The sequence below is a fragment of the Paenibacillus sp. L3-i20 genome, assembly GCF_022180385.2.
In the GTDB taxonomy this organism is placed as follows: Bacteria; Bacillota; Bacilli; order Paenibacillales; family Paenibacillaceae; genus Pristimantibacillus.
Window position 1 is genome coordinate 2,572,109 of record NZ_BQME02000001.1, and the last position, 17,531, is coordinate 2,589,639.

The following is a 17,531-nucleotide window of genomic DNA, read 5'->3' on the forward strand; positions in this document are numbered from 1 at the left end:
TCATACTAGTCAGCAGCGGTGAAAGGGGGATAAATGATGAATAAAATGTCGCTAAGAACGAAAGGTTTAATTTTAATCTTATCAATTTCATTTATTCCTCTTTTTCTTGCTGGTGTCGGTAATTATTCTGCCGTCAAGGTAGCTATGATCCAATCGGAGATTGAGAAGATAAGCAGTAAACAAAGCAGTCAGGCAAACAATATTGCTGCTTGGATGGATATACGCCGGGCAGAGATGCTCGTTATGAGTCGAACAGGAGTGATTAGGTTCGGAACGAATGAGGATCGCTTGGGCTATTTGGGAAGAGAACTAATTCGGAATGGATTTACTTATCATTCACTTGGCTTTATCGATAAAAATGGCAATGCCTATCGTAGTGATGGTCCGACAATTGATATGAGCGAAGAGTCCTTTTTCAAATCAGCTATCGATGGTGAACTAACAATAACAGATCCATACAAGCCGGGTTTTTCCTTAATGGAACAAACCTTTATTGTCGTGCCCGTTTATGGTCGCGGCACTGAAATCGTTGGCGTCTTTTATGGATCAATTCCGTTTACTTCGTTTAATCGATTTCTTGATTATGGAGAGGAAGATGCTCCTGTTAGATTCTATAACGATAATGGAGCCATTATATACGACTCAAATTCTAACTTAACGGATAAGACATCGATTAGATGGGATTCTTCGCTTAACCTCGTTGCTGATGAAATGTTGAGTCATAATGAAGGTAAAGTGAATGTTCGTATCGATGGTGACTCCTATATGGTCTTTTACTCCAAAGTAGCAGGGACACCATGGAGGCTGGCACTGCAGGAGCCGTTCTCGAATATGGAGGAGATGCTTTCGCCTATATTTTGGCGAATTGTATTAACGATAGCGATTGCGGAGATCGTCATTGCATTATTATTTTATTTATACTTTGAGCGGATTGTTAAAAGACTCGAACATATATTATCCGTAACTGAACAGGCAGCAGGCGGCGAGTTCCAAGCCAATCATCTGGACACATCCCAAAATGATGAAATAGGTCAACTCGCACATTCAGTTAATGGGATGATGGAACATCTACAGGAAATGTTCGACCGACTGAATGCGATCATTAATCAAAATCAAAATGGGTTTATCGTCTTGGACAATCAGTATCGAGTTACCTACATGAATCAAGCAGCGGAAGAACTGATCGGATACAAAACATCAGAACTAATTGGACATGCTACCCCTCTGCTATTTATGGATGGGGATGAAATAAAAGCTGAAGCCGAGCGTCTGTCACTGGAGCTTGGCAGAGAGATTCAGCCCGGACTGGAAGTGCTTAAGGAACTTCGTAAGGAGGGTTACACTCTAGAACGGGAGTGGATGTTCATTCATAAGGATGGGACTCGTATTCCAACTTTGCACAGTTCTAATGTACTTAAAGATCGTAATGGGAAATTTACCGGTGTTGTTGGAATGATAAGAGATATTTCATATCGTAAGCGAGTAGAACGAGCACGCAATCGGTTACTTGATATTGTTGAAACAGCGAAGGACTTAATTGCTTCCGTTAATATGGATGGTGAGTTTATCTACGTCAATCGAGCAGGAAAAGATATGCTGAGTCTAGTACATAGTGAAGGTTCCGACTCCCTCGTTAAACGATATGTTGGCGAGGGGTTGTTCAAGCAATTGCTTGAAGGTGCAGCGATCGCCAAAGAGCATGGCTATTGGGAGAGCGATGCTCTTTTACTAAAGCTGAATGGTGAGCCGCTGTATGTATCCATGGTTGTGGTGTCCCATGCCGATTCTGTTACTGGAGAGATGTTTTTCTCTTGTATTGCAAGGGATATTACCGAGCAGAAGCGCGTGCAAGAAGAACTTGTAAGAGCAACGCAAGAAGCTGATGAAGCTAATAAAGCGAAAAGCAGGTTTCTAGCACTTATGAGCCATGAGGTTCGTACGCCACTTAATGGCATAATCGGCTTGACACAATTGATTCGTAAGACAGATCTATCCGTTATTCAGAAGGACTATTTAGACAAGATGAATATGTCCTCAGAGTCACTGCTTCGTATCATAAACGATGTGCTTGATTTCTCGAAAATTGAAGTGGGGAAAATCGAAGTAGAGCGGCTGCCATTCCAGCCGGAAGAGTTACTTCATCGGTTAGCGAATGGTCTGAGCGTGTTCCTTGGCGGGAAGGAGCAGTTTGAATTTATGATCAAAACGCCTGAGAAACTTCCGCTTATGCTTACAGGTGACTCTATGCGGCTAGAACAAGTGCTCCTTAATTTGTGTATGAATGCCATAAAATTCACTCCCAAAGGACTGGTCAAGCTTGAGCTTCGTATTGTAGAGGAAACGTCGGATAAGGTAACCGTACAATTCTTAATATCAGATACGGGAATCGGGATGAATAAGGAGCTGTTGGACCAACTGTTTATGCCATTCACACAGGCGGACAGTTCTACTACACGCAAATATGGCGGTACAGGACTTGGGCTTGTCATATCGAAAAATCTAGTAGAGCTCATGGGAGGCAAACTTATTGTTTCCAGCGAAGTAGGTGTAGGAAGTCAGTTCCACTTTACATTATCCTTTGCTGCAGATCCTTATCGTTATGAACCTCACAATCCGAATATGATCTTTGGCAAAGAGGGGACCGTCTGGGTTGTGGAGGATGACAAGAAGATGCGTGAGCATTGGATTTATATGTTCGAAACGATAGGATTTTCCGTCATTGCTTTCGACAGTTGGCAGACTGCTCTTGATAAGCTTCGTCGTATCGGTGAGGGAGCTATGCCACAGTTGCTTCTTATGGATATGGAAATGTCTGATATGTACGGTATTCATACGTGGTTATCTTTCCAGCTTGAAGCAGAAGCAGTGGGCATTCCGATTATTGCTCTTACAACGACGTATGGCCGAGATGAACTACAGAGCTTGGATGTTGAAGTACGTCCTCAAGCTATTTTGACTAAGCCAGTAGTTAGAGGAGCTGTTCTGCGGGCACTCGGTCCAGTGTTTAGAAAACGAGCTGAGGAACAACAAGCGGCTGAGCGTCATGAAACAGAGCAGATTGCAGAAGATGATAGTCATCTTGTGAAAATCCTTTTGGCTGAGGATAACAAAATAAATCAGCTAGTCGCTTTAGAAATGTTAAGGGATTGCGGTTATGAAGTTGGGTTAGCCCAGAACGGGGAAGAAGCGCTGAGAATGCTGGAGGAATCACGATGGGATCTCGTGCTGATGGATATTCATATGCCGATAATGGATGGAACGGAAGCAGTTCGCATCATTAGAAGTATGGAGAAATTTAATCATATCCCGATCGTTGCAGTTACTGCGAATATCGTGAAGAGGGATCATGAGCATTATATAAGTATAGGTATGAATGATGTGATTACTAAGCCGCTTGCCGTAGATAGGCTTCAAGAGGTATTGCTCTATTGGCTTGATAATTCGTCCAAATCTCTGTTACGAAATAAGATAGTGGGGAGAGGTACTGGGACTCAGACAGTTTCAATAGAACGACAATCACAGCAACTGCATAGGGCTGAGTTTAGTTTGCTAACGCTTATTGATGGAATGGATGTAGTAAGTGCTTTGGAGCGTGTGAATGGAAAGTTGCCTATACTGCTACATATGATTGAGCAATTTAAGCAGGATTACGATACGTTTATGGAACAATTACAACTAAAGTTGAATCAATCAGAATTTGATGCAGCCCTTAGAATGCTTCATACGTTAAAGGGAGCAGCTGGCTATTTATCTGCTGTGCCAGTTGGGAAAGCAGCGTCCGAAGTAGAGGAAATGGTTAAGAATGGTCGAATGGAGTCAGCGGAATTTGAGACCGTAATGGAACGATTAGCAGCGGAATTAACTAATCTGATTAGTAGCCTTCGTCACCAAAAGATAGGTTTCGACAAATAAATCTAACATTTCTCTAACAATCTGTTGTTCGAGAGAGTTTGGTATTGTATAGTAGAGTTACTATATAATTTCGACAGAAATCTTCAATTTGTTAGAGGGTGACGCCGGTGTATAAAGTTTTAGTTATTGAAGATGACGTCATGATGAGTAACATGTTGTCCATGTATCTTACTGAGGAAGGCTACACAGTCCAACAGGCTTTTCGCGGAGAGGAAGGACTTATGCTGGCGGGCAGTTTCGAGCCGCATCTGATTCTCCTAGATCTCATGCTTCCCGATATGGATGGTATTGAGGTTTGTACTAGAATTCGAAGCTACTCACAAGTACCGATTATGATATTATCGATGAAGTGTGAAGTTTCTGAACGAGTGCATGCGTTAAAGTCCGGTGCGGATGATTATTTGTGCAAGCCCTTTAGTATGCATGAATTGACAGCGCGAGTGGAGGCGTTAATTCGTCGCTCGGGTACGACTCATGTGGAAGCTGCCTTGCAAATGGCGGCAACAATTGTGACGGCTGAGGAAGAAAATCCTATTCAGCTTGATGTTGAGAGACGTCTGTTACTAGTACGCAGAAAATTGGTAGAAACGACCTTCTCCGAATATGAGTTAATGAAGCTATTTCTCGCTCATCCCGGAAAAGTGTTTAGCAGAGAAGAATTGATAAATGCCATTAGAGGATTTGATTCCTTCGTCACAGACCGTGCAATTGATGTACATATCGTTAATCTTCGTAAAAAAATCGAACAAAATCCAAAAGAACCTAAGCTTATACGAACTGTCTGGGGATTTGGGTACAAGTACGCAAATTAAGATGTACAGTACGAGATAGATAGAACTATTACTATTATTGATGAAAGTCAATAGTACTGATGTAGGATGAGGGTATTCCGCTGTTGCGGAGTACTTTTTTTTGTAAATACCCCGTTAAATCCCCGTTAAATCCCAATGCATTAAAATATCTAACAATCTTCTAAAAGTCTACAGGGCACTTTTCTAATATTTATATGCGACTATTGGAGTAATTCAAAAGTACGATAAAGTTTGGAAGGGGAGTTCATTATGGGAAGGTCAATCGATTTACCTGGGCGCAGTGCAGCATTCAAACAGATGGAGTTAGCAATTAATCATGCGCGTATGTCGGGTAAGCGATTGCTAGTAGCATTAGTAGACTTGGATCGATTTTATCGAATCAATGAAACTAGAGGTACAGATTTCGGAAACTATGTGTTGAACACTATATATAAGAGGTTAATAGATATAGAGACAGCAATATCAGAGGCGTGTATGCATTCAATCATTAGAATTGGAGGCAACGCTTTCTTAATAATTATGCAAGTGGATGAAGAGGATACAAGTGGTTGGAAGCGGGTTGAAGCGATTAAATACGCTGTATCACAGCCAATAGAGGATACTGACACAGAGCTTTATTTAACAGCCAGTATCGGTGTATGCCTTTATCCGAATGACGGTCATACGAGTGAACAAATCATTTGTCACTCAGAGTCAGCACTCCATCAATCCAAAGAGCAAGGTGGGAATTTAGTACTATTCTACAATGCTGATGATACAAAGCGGATGGATAGACGAATAACGATTGAAACGGGCATGAGACCTGCATTATTTCTTCGTCATTTTCATCTCAGTTATCAACCCATTTATCGCTTAGCAGACGGACGGTTAAAGGGATATGAAGCTTTAATACGTTGGAATCATCAACAGCTAGGTCCAGTCACTCCAAATGAGTTCATTCCATTGGCTGAACAAAATGGATTGATTGTGCCAATTGGTGAATGGGTGCTAAGGGAAGCGTGCAAGATGTTAGCAGGACTAACGAAATACAATACTAGTGAAATGACAATATCGATCAACATATCTCCTGTGCAGCTTGTGGACCCTACCTTTACAGAAACGGTATTAAATATTATTCGGGAAAACGGTCTACAACCACATTCGATTGAGCTAGAAATAACCGAAAACATTATGATTTATTCCTCAGATATTTCTATTGCAACACTTAGCCAATTACGTGCAGCAGGCGTCCGTATCGTGTTAGATGACTTCGGCATAGGCTACTCTACATTTAGCAACTTGAAGCATCTACCTATACATTGTTTGAAAATTGATAAATCTTTTGTGAAAAAAATAGATTTGCAAAGCGCAGACAGGCATATTGTAGAGGCGATAATTGGACTTGTGCAGAAGCTTGGGTTAGAGGTTATTGCAGAGGGTGTTGAATATGAAGAACAATACAAGATGCTCAAGGAGTGGGGCTGCAACTATGTACAAGGTTATCTTCTTGGGAAGCCGATGGAACCAACTCTGATCGATATGACGATGCTGCGCAACAATAAATCACAAGCTAATCTTAAATTAATTGAGAACGAAATTCTGCTAGAGGCTATTAGATAGTATATACATACGAGTATAAAAAAAGACCCGCTTCAGGCTAATTACTAGCCGGGCGGGTCTTTAGCTTGTTACAATACTTTCAATTAGCTGACTTCCAAATAGAGCTTCGTACCATCGTTGTATTGGAAAATCGCAACATCGCGCACCATTTCAACAGATTTAATTCTTCTCCATTTTTTTCTGAAATCAAAATCGAGTTCCATTTCGGACAATTTATGAGAAAGCAGTTCTACAGATGCTGATTGTTCGGTTGAGTAATAGACAGGAACGGAACGATTTTTGAAGTTTATGACTCGCATCATTGTACCATACACCTCTGATTCGTGTTTTTCCTATTCTACCTTGAACAGTTTAGCCTCTTATGAAACTGTCGTCAGATAAATGTTTACTTTACTAATACATTTCTAACAGGTGCATATTTTTATGAGCTACTGTACTTCCACTTCTTCTTATAATACCCATGACCGTAGTTATGATTCGGATGCTGCGGCGGATAATGTGGCGGCTGATTAGGGTACGGAGGTTGTCCGTTATATTGTCCATTCTGATTAGGGTACGGTGGTTGTCCGTTGTATTGCCCATTCTGATGCGGGTAAGGTGGTTGTCCGTTGTATTGCCCATTCTGGTTAGGATATGGCGGCTGTCCCGGATGTTGACCATGTTGGTTCGGGTAAGGCGGTTGACCTTGATAGTGTTGACCCTGATTTGGATATGGTGGCTGACCTGGGTAGTGCGGCGGCGGATATTTCCCTTTCTTGAAGTCGCTGCTGCTGAAATGTTGATATCCATATTTTTGTCGGCCTGTTAGTGAGTGTAATATTCGCTTTAACATAATGAATCCTCCTTTAAATTGTGGTGGAGAAAAATTAATAGCATAGATTATTAATACGTTAAAATAGAAGGATGGTTTCTGATAATAATGCCTAATCATTGGCTCGACAACTAAGCTAGTGGGCGATATGCTAAAACTAGGAGTTGATTGGAATGTGGAGAAGTCTAAAGATGAGAGTTTCCCAAATTGTTAGCAACTGGCGTGATTATCCACTTCAGCAAGGTACTATTTGGGAGAATCGATATCGTATTGATCATATGCTTGGTATGGGCAGTTATGGGCAGGCGTATACCTGTACCGATATAAAAACAAATGAAATTGTTTTATTGAAACGAAATAAACCTAGTAAAGGTCGTCTCGGCATTGAACTGCTGCGACGAGAAAGTGTCATTATGGAATCGCTTAGTCATGCACAAATTCCCAAGTGGCTTAATTATAGCAAGCGCTGGCTAGATGAAGGGCTCATCATGCAATATGTGGAAGGTTATAACCTTGAGTTTTCCATTTATGAGCTCGAGCAGAGCTATTCCGAACTAGATGCACTACTTATCATTCAAGCGCTGCTGAAGCCGCTAATCTATTTGCATAACGAAGGATTCGTTCACCGAGATGTCCGCATTCCGAATGTATTGATGCGAGATGGTACATTTTATTTAATTGATTTTGGATTATCATGCAGTATTAATGAAGAGCTGCCTGCTGAGCTCCGTCATGCGTTAGGTGAACTAAGCGGGCAAACTTATGATAGTGCTGGTTTTATTAAAAAGAGAATGAGAGCTCCAATTCCGGCAAGTGATTGGTTCGGACTTGGACATTTGTTCCTGTTCGTCATGTATGCGGGATACGAACATCCTGATGGCGAAGTTGAAAAGGGCTGGGAAGAGGAGCTTAAATTACATCCAGAGGTAAAGAAATTTTTACGTAAATTATTGAATGACGAGCAGGCTTGGCAAACAACAGAGCAATGTGAACAAGAGTTAAACCATTTGATTCATTTGATCAAGGCGACATAATAGTGCAAAGAAGACCTCTTCCTATCATAGTGTCGAGAGGTCTTCGTGGAAGCATACCTATATCGAGTTGTTCCAATCTACAGTCCGGCATTCCTCTTTAATCTGCGAGCAATTTCATTAAAGTCTTCTTCCGAAATACCTGGTGCAAACTCCTCAGGGAGTTCAGCAAGATCAGGCATCGGCGCTCCCTCGGGTGCGCCTTGAATAACCTCTAGCTTGGCGCCTGTTTGAGGGTTCTGTCCGTTCCAGATTAACACGACATCTTTGTAGTCATCTGGGCTGAACGTATAAAGCTTATTGCCAAGTCCCATCGCTTCATATTTACGTGCCGCTTCAAATTCATTGTTGCTTAAATTCGGAATCGGAATCAACTTCTTAACATCTACACCAGTCGCAATCTCCAGAGCCTTCGCATAAGCAAGCACGTGCACACCGCCTCGAACGAGCAGATAACCGATCATTGCCCTTGCAGTTGGGTGATCGGTCATTTCATATACACGCATCTTATGTGTGCGAGCGCCGCATTCAAGAAAGAAATTATGGAGCAAGTCCAGTACAAGATTACCGCTGCTAAATACGTTGTCTCCAGTCCAAGCTCGGCCCATTGAATCGCCTGGCAATGAAGTCTGCCCTGTTGCGATGTAAAAATAACTGTTGCGCATGTTTAAGCCTTCCTTTAGCGGCGCAGAGTCAGGGTCCCCGGCATTAGTTCCACCAGTGAGCGTCATATTTATAGCTGTTGAAACTAGTTCAACATGACCTAGTTCCTCGGCTGTGATGCTGGCGACGAGGTCGTAGAAGGGTTTAAGCTTTTTTTTGCCACGAAAATTAAAAGATTGATATAAATAGTTATTCAGTGTGGACATTTCCCCAAACTTCCCGCCTAGCAGTTCTTGAAGTGCAGCTGCCGCATTAGCGTCAGAATTGGGGGAAGGAGGAAGCTCAATTTGCAACCTATTATGTCTTTGAAACATGAGAGGAGTCACCTCTTTCCTTATAGTGCAATTCGAATTTAAGTTTATTCTAACTATGTATATAGAAGCGTAATAACGAGCAGCTCATAGAGTACTAACGGCAAAATGACGTTGTATGGGTTTAGAATGGACCTTGGATCTTGCATTGTAACTTGTAAGTATAAGATGCTGCGGTCAACGTGAACAATTCTTCCTTCATAAATATGCCCATCTAACGTCTGCACTCGTACATGCTTGTGCATATGCCCGCCGCAATGTTTGAGCATACGATCCCGTACCTCTTGCACCATAGCTGTATGCTGCTCATTGGCTGTATAGATAACGGGTGCTTGCTGTTCAGAAAAGGACATGTGAAATACCCCCTGTCGCAATGCTTATTAGTTATTGGTATGCGGGAAGGAGCGGCATCATGCCGAAGGGAGAAGTTTGCTTGAACGTACATGTCATGTGGCGCTAACGAACCAAGTGCATTTTAATTCATCAAAACACAACGATTATATATTCTTACGAACTCCAGTAACGCTATTTCGATAAATGAAGCTACATTCCAGCACTATATTGAGAAATAAGACCATTAAGATTCGTTAAAACAAAAATTGAAGTTGTAGGTTAGGAACTACAATTTGAGAAGGTATAGCTATTTAAAACTTTGATATGACTATTGAAAATTTTGATATAGCATTTGATACGGCTTCTTGTTTAATTAATCACGTTAAAATATATGTCAATATAACCTATTTTTACAAGTAAAAAATCCATAGGTAAAAAGGATGTATTTTGTCATACAAACGACCTAATTTGTCGCTTTTTGTCGTCTTATAAGACGATCAAAACGTTCACGTATGATTATCAATTGTAGTGAGAAATGATAATAAAGGGAGTATTTTCATAAAAAAACCGTATGTTATCGTTTTCTTTCTTTCTAATCCGATTTTACAGATGAGTTCCATTGGGATAGTTTTATAGAACTAAAACAAATTTTGGTTACTCGGGTAATGAATACATGAATTGGATTGTTGGAGGAGAGAAACCAACTGTACCCCAACCCCCTAACTCATGATAGTTTATGAACCAGTTGTAACCTGAGAGGGGTGCGTTACTATTCAATATGTGTTGTATCTGACTACGTTCGTATTTTTGCTGTTTCAACTGCTGTATACAATTCTTCCGTTGTTTATTAGTAAGGTTAAGAAGTTGGACAATTCACTTGACGAAAAGTCCTTGTCCGTACTTGTTCCTGCGTTTAACGAAGAATTAACGATCAAAAACTGCTTGGATGCTATGGATGGACTGAATTATGGTAAGCATGAAATCATCATTGTGAATGATGGCTCTCGGGATCGCACCTTTGACAAGCTGCAGGAGCTGCTTGATCTTCGCGTTAACTACCGCAAGCCGAACCAACGCTTGAAGTATAAGCGGGTAAGAGGTTTCTATCAATCCAGTCTCTATCCACATATTTATGTACTCGACAAGTTAAATGGCGGCAAGGCGGATTCCTTGAATGCAGGGATCGATTATGCTGATGCAGACATCGTCATTACGCTTGATGCAGACAGTATGCTTGAGACAAACTCATTAAAGTACGTCAACCAATATTTCCATGATCCATCTATTATCGCCTTAGGCGGTACGGTGAAGATTGTGCAAGGTGCAGTTAAGCAGGATGGCGTTATTAAAGAAACCTTCACTGGCCAGGGCATCGTCAAGAGCCAGATGATCAGCTACATTCACAGCTTTTACGTCCGCAAATTAACGCAATCCGCATTTAACTCCATCGTTGTTATCTCCGGAGCATTTGGTGCCTTTTACAAGGATCTCATGTATGAAGTAAATGGATTTAGAAGTACAGTCGGTGAAGATATCGATATCACACTGAAAATCCACGAATATATAAAGGCAAATAAGCTGAAGAAACGGCTTGTCTTTGCCCCAGAGGCAGTATGTTACACGGAATGTCCAGAAGATATGAAAAACTTCTATAAGCAGCGTATCCGCTGGCAGAAAGCTTTTGTAGACTGCATCATGATTTATTGGTCCAAGTTGTCAAAGAGCTTCGGCCTTGGCATAAGCATATTCTTTGCTATTGATGGTTTTATTTTGGGTACGTTGACAGCTTTTACAACCATTTTCCATCTCATAGATGCAATATTTTCCGGTACAAATTTAATTGGAGCTATGCTCTTGTTTTTACTTACGATGCTTATTAATGCCATGCAATTAGGAGTGTCGTTTCTATTGTGCAAGAAGTATGGCAGTCACTTTTCGTTATGGGACTACACAAAGATGTTCTTATTTAGCCAATATGAATTGTTTACGTACCGACTCGTTCTTCTTTATATCAATATAGTAGGTACATTCAAGTATTTCGATAACGACAATGGTTGGGGATTTGTTGAGCGCAAAGGTGTAGCTTCTATCAGCCAGAACGCAGCAACTAGCTCAAGATAATGAGACAGGAGGTATATAATGAGCACCGCGGTTGCTAGCAAAAGGATTATATATATCGATTTATTACGGATTATCTCGATTTTGGCGGTAATCATTCTTCATATTACAGCAACACTAGTAACTCGAACGAACGACTTTTCTACAACTTCATGGTGGGTTGGTAATGTGCTCAATTCTGTGTGCAGATTTGCAGTTCCTGTATTTTTTATGATAAGTGGTGCAATGATCTTGCGGACAGAAGTGAAGTCGATAGCGGATTTTTATAAGAAGCGGATATTGCCTCTGGTAGTGCCTCTATTTGCATGGTCCCTCATTTATGGATTGTATTATCAATACGTCATTCTAAAAACGAGAATGGGTGCGTGGGAGTTTGTTTTAGATTTCGGATATAAGCTGCTAACAGACCGGAATTATATTCATCTATGGTTTTTATACGCCATTATCGCCATTTATATGACGGTTCCGCTTATAAGTAAATTCGTTAAATTATGCAGCGAAAAAGATTTAAGATACTATTTGCTGCTATGGTTTATTGTCAGTATTGTGTATCTCCTGGTATCAGAGTTGATACTCCGTATAACGGGGAAGGAAATACATATTCCCAGCTTGTATATCCCATTTTTTCTAGGTTATCTTGGTTATTTTATATTGGGTTATTATTTATTCCATTTTGATCTGAAGCCAGTATTCAAGCATATTCTCTTTAATGCGGGTATTGCCTCATTTTTTCTGACACCACTGCTGACCTACTTTGTGTCTACACAAAAAGGTTCACTGGACGAGATGTTCTATGGCAACTACTCCATTACAAGCTTCTTTATGGCAGTTGCGCTGTTTCTCTATTTCAAGGAGAAGGATGCCAGCATTAGCAGGCGGATCAACGACAAGATTAGAATTATTATTGTTTCTGTTTCGGCGGCTAGTTTCAGCATTTACTTGATCCACTTATTAGTTGAAATGCTGATAGCAAAAGAGATTAGTGTGGATGCTTCCTTCCTTCGGACGTCGGCTAGCCTATTTTATAACGTCATAACCGTATTTTTAATTAGTTTGGTGGTTGTTAAAGTGCTTAATTTAAACCGCTGGATAACACAACTGTTATTTGGTGGAAGGGGGTAATCGAATGCAAGCAAAAAAAGCGATAAAGGTTAACTGGATCACAAAAATATTAGTTGCTATATTGCTAATCGGAATCGGCATTTATTTCTATCAAAATGCAAACGCAGAGGAGCGTAAGCTTACAGTTGCATATATCGAGGCATGGAGAGATCCTGCAAGCGTGAAATTATCCGAAAAAGGTGTAGATATTGCATTTGTTGCGTTTGCCAAAATCGCTGGGACAAGCCTATTTTTTCATGAAGATGCGGCATCAAATGAAGCGATTAAATCCAATATTAAGCAGCTTAAAGCGAATAATCCTAATACAAAAATGGTTCTAGCAGTTGGGGGCTACGGGGTAGATGGATTTTCGGATGCTTCATTAGATGGCAATCGTTACTTATTCACTCAGAGCATCATTGACGTGGTCAAAGAACTTGACCTTGATGGAATCGACATCGACTGGGAGTTCCCAGCGTTCGATGGATGGGGGACGGTGAAAGCTAGTCCGAAGGATACAGTTAACTTTACAAACTTAATGAAGGAACTAAGAGAGCGACTGAATCAACTGCCGCACAAGGATGGTAAAAAGTATATTTTAACATTTGCAGCAGGTACACAAGACTGGTATTTCAAAAATGTAGAGCTACAGAAGGTTGAGAAGTATGTAGACTTCATTAACATTATGAGCTATGACTTAACAGGCAGATGGTCAGAAACGACAGGTTTTAATGCCAACTTGTATATGGACGAGCATAATAAGTCACTGCTTAGTGTTGATAGTATTGTAGCGGAGTATTTGAAGCTTGGAATTGGCAGTAAAAAGCTTCTTCTCGGTGTGCCCGCTTATTCCTATGGATGGACGGGTGTCAAAAGTAAAGGTGACGGACTATTCGAAAAGGGTAAGCCGATCGATATTGATAAGACCGATTTGAGCTACAAGACGATTGAAAAAGAATATTTGGACAAAAACGGCTTCAAGCGATATTTCGATGAAAAGGCGAAAGCTGCTTATTTGTACAACGGCGATACATTTATTAGTTACGAGGATACAGAAGCACTCGAAGCAAAGGTGAAATATATTAAGGAAAAAGATTTGGCAGGTGCGATGGTCTGGGAATACGCGCAAGATGCGGAGAACGGCATTATTCAGTATTTGTCAGATCACCTGAACGAAGAGAGTGAAAAGAAAGAGTAAGAGTAGTAGTAACATAAGTAAAAGTTAGCAATACTCCTATCTATAACACCGTTTTGATAAAGCATGTAGATTGTGCTGAGGTGTTCTGGGTAGGAGTTTTTGTGTTGTTAGCATAAAAAAGAGTAGCTTATTATTCTACCAATCGTCCAGTCAGGAAGTAAATGGAGTGAATATACTTGTTTAGATTCAGAAAAATGGTTGAGAGGAGCTTAAATTAATGTCTCAAGCGAATATTCCCAATATTACGCCTCTAATCACATTAACTAGAGATGATGCAATTAACCTGTTGCTTTCATCCATCGCATTAGAGGAACTCGGACTTAGTCACATTTTGAATGCTGAAGGAGAAAAAATTCAATTTGTACTTGGCACTTTACCAGGAGTAACGTCTCCCCCAGCAACCATTAGCGACATCCTGATAATTAATGAGAGTGTTAGGGACACAATTAATGCCGTTACGAAAAAAGAGTTTTTATTAGACAGTAAGCTGAACAGTATTTTGAACACTCCAATTTCTGTTGGACCAACTGGTCCCACTGGGCCTACGGGGCCATCTGGAGGTCCTCCTGGACCAACAGGTCCAACAGGAGCAGGTGCAACGGGTGCTACAGGTGCGACAGGAGCTACAGGACCAACAGGACCGACAGGTGATCCGGGACCAACAGGACCAACCGGTCCATCGGGCGCAGCAGGAGCAACAGGTGTCACAGGAGTAACGGGTGTAACTGGAGTGACAGGAGCCACAGGAGCAACAGGCGATCCGGGAGTAACGGGACCAACGGGTGTAACTGGAGTGACAGGAGCCACAGGAGCAACAGGAGCAACAGGTGATCCGGGAGTAACGGGACCAACGGGTGTAACTGGAGTGACAGGAGCCACAGGAGCAACAGGTGATCCGGGAGTAACAGGAGCAACGGGTGTAACTGGAGTGACAGGAGCAACAGGAGTAGGTGTAACAGGTCCAACTGGAGCAGCGCCGGCAGTAGCGGTATTAAATGCAGCAAATAATACTCCGCAAAACGTTGGAGCGGCGGCAGAATTCATTGTATTAGATGTTGTTGATACCAATGATACGACTGTTTACTCAGGTACACCACCAACTACGACGGTATCTATTCTTGAAACAGGATTCTATTGGGTAACGGTTGAAGCGGTCGCAGATAGCCTAGTTGCAACGACTGAACGAATTACAATTGAAATAGTTTTCAATGGTATTTCTGTTACTTCGGTATTTGTTGACGTTCCATCAGGTATAGCGACAGAGCTTACTCGAACAATAAATCTGCCAGTTACAACAGTACCATCTACGCTTCAGGTACGGGCAACAGGAAGCGCAGGCTCAAGCTTTAATATAACTACCTCACTTATCTCTTTCAGAATAGGCGATATCTAATTGAATGAGGGGTTGTCCTATAAGTCATGAAAATAAAGGATGCTAATCCGAGTAGTACAATTTTTGCGGCTTATGAACTCTGTGAATAAATTACAGATTTTAAATAATCGTAATGAAATAATGCACAGTAGACGTTCACAGTTGATGTGGGCGTCTACTATTTTTTTAATACTAATAAAAATTGTCTCTTTAGGAGGAGATCAATCATGTCTCAATCAAATATTCCTAATATTACGCCACAGATTACACTAACTAAAGATGACGCTATTAATTTATTGCTGTATTCAATTGCACTTGAAGAACTGGGGATAAGTCACGTATTAAATGCACAAGGTGAAAACCTTCAGTTTGTGTTAGGAACGCTTCCGGGCGTAACGTCACCCTGACAGTAATTTATAAAGCGCTACTATTAAATGAATTAAATTAGAATTGCTCTTCTTATAAAAGGAAAGGAACACATAGTTCATAAAATGATGGTGATTTAGAAGTTTGAATTAGGTTTCCTCACACCCTTTTAGTAGCTAGGCTGTATATTCGAAAATGATATATATACCAATTTATCGTTTCTCCGCTATTTACTTATGCAAATTATTTTGTAATTTCATAGCATATAAAAGCCGTGAGATATAAAGTTCACAGGTCGGAAGGGAGAATGATCATGTCTCAATCGAATATTCCTAACATTACACCAACGATTAGTCTTACAAGAGATGATGCAATTAATTTATTGCTTTCGTCTATTGCGCTTGAGGAGCTCGGACTTAGTCACATTTTGAATGCTGAAGGAGAAAAGCTTCAATTCGTTCTCGGCACCTTACCAGGGGTAACGTCTCCCCCAGCAACCATTAGCGACATTCTTACTATTAATGAAAGCGTTCGGGACACAATTAATGCCGTCACGAAAAAAGAGTTTTTATTAGACAGTAAGCTTAACACCATTCTTAGTACACCAATTGCGATTGGTCCGACAGGCCCGACGGGTCCAACAGGACCTTTAGGAGGACCTACAGGTCCAACAGGTCCGACAGGTGCTGGGGCCACTGGTGCTACTGGAGCGACAGGAGCGACGGGTGCAACAGGAGCAACGGGTGCAGGTGCAACAGGAGCAACGGGAGCAACAGGGGCAACGGGAGTAACAGGAGATCCAGGAGCAACGGGAGCAACAGGTGCAACAGGAGCCGACGGAGCAACAGGTGCTACTGGTGTGACAGGTCCAACAGGTCCATCAGGAGCTGACGGCGCTGCAGGAGCAACGGGAGTAACAGGTGCGACAGGAGCAACAGGAGCAACGGGAGTAACAGGTGCGACAGGAGCAACGGGAGCAACGGGAGTAACAGGAGCGACAGGAGTAACTGGAGCAACGGGCGTAACAGGAGCGACAGGAGTAACTGGAGTAACAGGAGCGACAGGAGATCCAGGAGCAACAGGAGCAACAGGAGCAACAGGAGCAACAGGAGCGACAGGAGTAACAGGAGTAACAGGAGCAACGGGAGTAACAGGAGCGACAGGAGATCCAGGAGTCACGGGAGCAACAGGAGCAACAGGAGCAACAGGAGCGACAGGAGTAACAGGAGCGACAGGAGTAACTGGAGCAACGGGAGTAACAGGAGCAACAGGAGCAACGGGAGCAACGGGAGCAACGGGAGTAACAGGAGCAACGGGAGCAACGGGAGTAACAGGAGCAACGGGAGTAACAGGAGCAACAGGAGCAACAGGAGCAACAGGTCCATTAGTAACAGGCAATAATGCTACAGTATCAAATGGTTTAACTATAGCGATAGCAGGTAATGGAAGCGTACCATTTACTACCAATAACACTATCAATGGTACTGCAATAACGCATGTTGCTGGTTCCACGGATATCGTTCTAGCCCCGAATCAGACTTACTATGCGATTTGGAATTCAAATGCTAACTCATTAGCGGCTGGTCAGCTTCGAGCTTTTGGCTTGTTCCTGGACGGAGTGTTATTACCGGCATCACTCCAATCCGTTGCCAATACGGGAGCCAATTCTCCTATTCAACCTGCAGTTGGCGGTAGCACTGTATTCAATACGGGGGCAGCGGCAAGCACTCTGACTTTACGGAATTTCTTTGCGGCAGCAACAACTATATCAGCAGCGTCAGTAACAGTTATTAAATTGTTGTAGTACTATAATGGTACTAAAGAATGATAGTCATCTTTGAGTCATTCATTTAAGAAACGGAAACCGATAGAATATGTTCCTTCATTACAAATTGCAATGGACG

General features: G+C 41.8%; 13 protein-coding genes and 1 pseudogene. 10 read left to right on the forward strand and 4 right to left on the reverse strand.

Annotation, left to right across the window (positions count from 1 at the left end; genetic code table 11):
• The first annotated feature begins 33 nt into the window (after window positions 1–33).
• The 3 genes from MFF31_RS11915 (at window position 34) to MFF31_RS11925 (ending at window position 6,323) form a co-directional block, all read left to right on the forward strand.
• The gene (locus tag MFF31_RS11915; protein ID WP_238188196.1) at window positions 34–3,912 is read left to right on the forward strand and encodes a response regulator; all 3,879 of its coding nucleotides are present in this window, start codon (window positions 34–36) and stop codon (window positions 3,910–3,912) included.
• A 107-nt stretch (window positions 3,913–4,019) separates the two neighbouring features.
• Window positions 4,020–4,724 (forward strand): response regulator transcription factor, encoded by a 705-nt coding sequence (locus MFF31_RS11920; RefSeq protein ID WP_238188197.1) that lies wholly within the window; start codon window positions 4,020–4,022, stop codon window positions 4,722–4,724.
• 249 nt (window positions 4,725–4,973) lie between these two features.
• On the forward strand, window positions 4,974–6,323 hold the full coding sequence (locus MFF31_RS11925) for a putative bifunctional diguanylate cyclase/phosphodiesterase (RefSeq protein ID WP_238188198.1): 1,350 nt from the start codon (window positions 4,974–4,976) through the stop codon (window positions 6,321–6,323).
• Between the two features lie 83 nt (window positions 6,324–6,406).
• Here the strand turns inward: MFF31_RS11925 and MFF31_RS11930 are convergent, their stop codons facing one another.
• Both MFF31_RS11930 and MFF31_RS11935 read right to left on the reverse strand, forming a co-directional pair.
• The gene (locus MFF31_RS11930; protein WP_238188199.1) at window positions 6,407–6,625 is read right to left on the reverse strand and encodes a hypothetical protein; all 219 of its coding nucleotides are present in this window, start codon (window positions 6,623–6,625) and stop codon (window positions 6,407–6,409) included.
• Between the two features lie 119 nt (window positions 6,626–6,744).
• Window positions 6,745–7,155, reverse strand: a complete 411-nt coding sequence (locus MFF31_RS11935) for a hypothetical protein (RefSeq protein WP_238188200.1) — start codon at window positions 7,153–7,155, stop codon at window positions 6,745–6,747.
• A gap of 152 nt (window positions 7,156–7,307) precedes the next feature.
• Here MFF31_RS11935 and MFF31_RS11940 point away from each other — a divergent pair, with 152 nt between their 5' ends.
• Window positions 7,308–8,168 (forward strand): serine/threonine protein kinase, encoded by an 861-nt coding sequence (locus MFF31_RS11940; RefSeq protein WP_238188201.1) that lies wholly within the window; start codon window positions 7,308–7,310, stop codon window positions 8,166–8,168.
• 77 nt (window positions 8,169–8,245) lie between these two features.
• On the opposite strand, the gene MFF31_RS11945 is transcribed toward MFF31_RS11940, so the two are convergent.
• The gene (locus MFF31_RS11945; RefSeq protein WP_238188202.1) at window positions 8,246–9,142 is read right to left on the reverse strand and encodes a manganese catalase family protein; all 897 of its coding nucleotides are present in this window, start codon (window positions 9,140–9,142) and stop codon (window positions 8,246–8,248) included.
• Between the two features lie 53 nt (window positions 9,143–9,195).
• A complete protein-coding gene (locus tag MFF31_RS11950) occupies window positions 9,196–9,492 on the reverse strand; it encodes an acetyl-CoA acetyltransferase (protein ID WP_238188203.1) in 297 nt (98 codons plus the stop codon).
• A 751-nt stretch (window positions 9,493–10,243) separates the two neighbouring features.
• Here MFF31_RS11950 and MFF31_RS11955 point away from each other — a divergent pair.
• The 6 genes and pseudogenes from MFF31_RS11955 (at window position 10,244) to MFF31_RS11980 (ending at window position 17,431) form a co-directional block, all read left to right on the forward strand.
• Window positions 10,244–11,593: a glycosyltransferase family 2 protein gene (locus MFF31_RS11955; protein ID WP_238188579.1), complete on the forward strand. Its 1,350-nt coding sequence runs from the start codon at window positions 10,244–10,246 to the stop codon at window positions 11,591–11,593.
• Between the two features lie 18 nt (window positions 11,594–11,611).
• A complete protein-coding gene (locus MFF31_RS11960; RefSeq protein ID WP_238188204.1) occupies window positions 11,612–12,712 on the forward strand; it encodes an acyltransferase in 1,101 nt (366 codons plus the stop codon).
• A 22-nt stretch (window positions 12,713–12,734) separates the two neighbouring features.
• Window positions 12,735–13,889, forward strand: coding sequence for a glycoside hydrolase family 18 protein (locus MFF31_RS11965; RefSeq protein ID WP_238188580.1), 1,155 nt, complete (start codon window positions 12,735–12,737; stop codon window positions 13,887–13,889).
• Between the two features lie 217 nt (window positions 13,890–14,106).
• On the forward strand, window positions 14,107–15,282 hold the full coding sequence (locus MFF31_RS11970) for a collagen-like protein (RefSeq protein WP_238188205.1): 1,176 nt from the start codon (window positions 14,107–14,109) through the stop codon (window positions 15,280–15,282).
• Between the two features lie 206 nt (window positions 15,283–15,488).
• A pseudogene (locus MFF31_RS11975) lies at window positions 15,489–15,665 on the forward strand (alpha-helical endospore appendage domain-containing protein); the annotation flags it as partial.
• A gap of 275 nt (window positions 15,666–15,940) precedes the next feature.
• On the forward strand, window positions 15,941–17,431 hold the full coding sequence (locus MFF31_RS11980) for an alpha-helical endospore appendage domain-containing protein (RefSeq protein ID WP_238188207.1): 1,491 nt from the start codon (window positions 15,941–15,943) through the stop codon (window positions 17,429–17,431).
• The last annotated feature ends 100 nt before the right edge of the window (window positions 17,432–17,531 follow it).

Excerpts from the sequence above, each read along its gene's own strand:
- MFF31_RS11950 (WP_238188203.1), bottom strand. The coding sequence starts at position 9,492 with ATGTCCTTTTCTGAACAGCAAGCACCCGTTATCTATACAGCCAATGAG.
- MFF31_RS11970 (WP_238188205.1), top strand. The coding sequence starts at position 14,107 with ATGTCTCAAGCGAATATTCCCAATATTACGCCTCTAATCACATTAACT.
- MFF31_RS11935 (WP_238188200.1), bottom strand. The coding sequence starts at position 7,155 with ATGTTAAAGCGAATATTACACTCACTAACAGGCCGACAAAAATATGGA.
- MFF31_RS11940 (WP_238188201.1), top strand. The coding sequence starts at position 7,308 with ATGTGGAGAAGTCTAAAGATGAGAGTTTCCCAAATTGTTAGCAACTGG.
- MFF31_RS11925 (WP_238188198.1), top strand. The coding sequence starts at position 4,974 with ATGGGAAGGTCAATCGATTTACCTGGGCGCAGTGCAGCATTCAAACAG.
- MFF31_RS11980 (WP_238188207.1), top strand. The coding sequence starts at position 15,941 with ATGTCTCAATCGAATATTCCTAACATTACACCAACGATTAGTCTTACA.
- MFF31_RS11915 (WP_238188196.1), top strand. The coding sequence starts at position 34 with ATGATGAATAAAATGTCGCTAAGAACGAAAGGTTTAATTTTAATCTTA.
- MFF31_RS11960 (WP_238188204.1), top strand. The coding sequence starts at position 11,612 with ATGAGCACCGCGGTTGCTAGCAAAAGGATTATATATATCGATTTATTA.
- MFF31_RS11945 (WP_238188202.1), bottom strand. The coding sequence starts at position 9,142 with ATGTTTCAAAGACATAATAGGTTGCAAATTGAGCTTCCTCCTTCCCCC.
- MFF31_RS11930 (WP_238188199.1), bottom strand. The coding sequence starts at position 6,625 with ATGATGCGAGTCATAAACTTCAAAAATCGTTCCGTTCCTGTCTATTAC.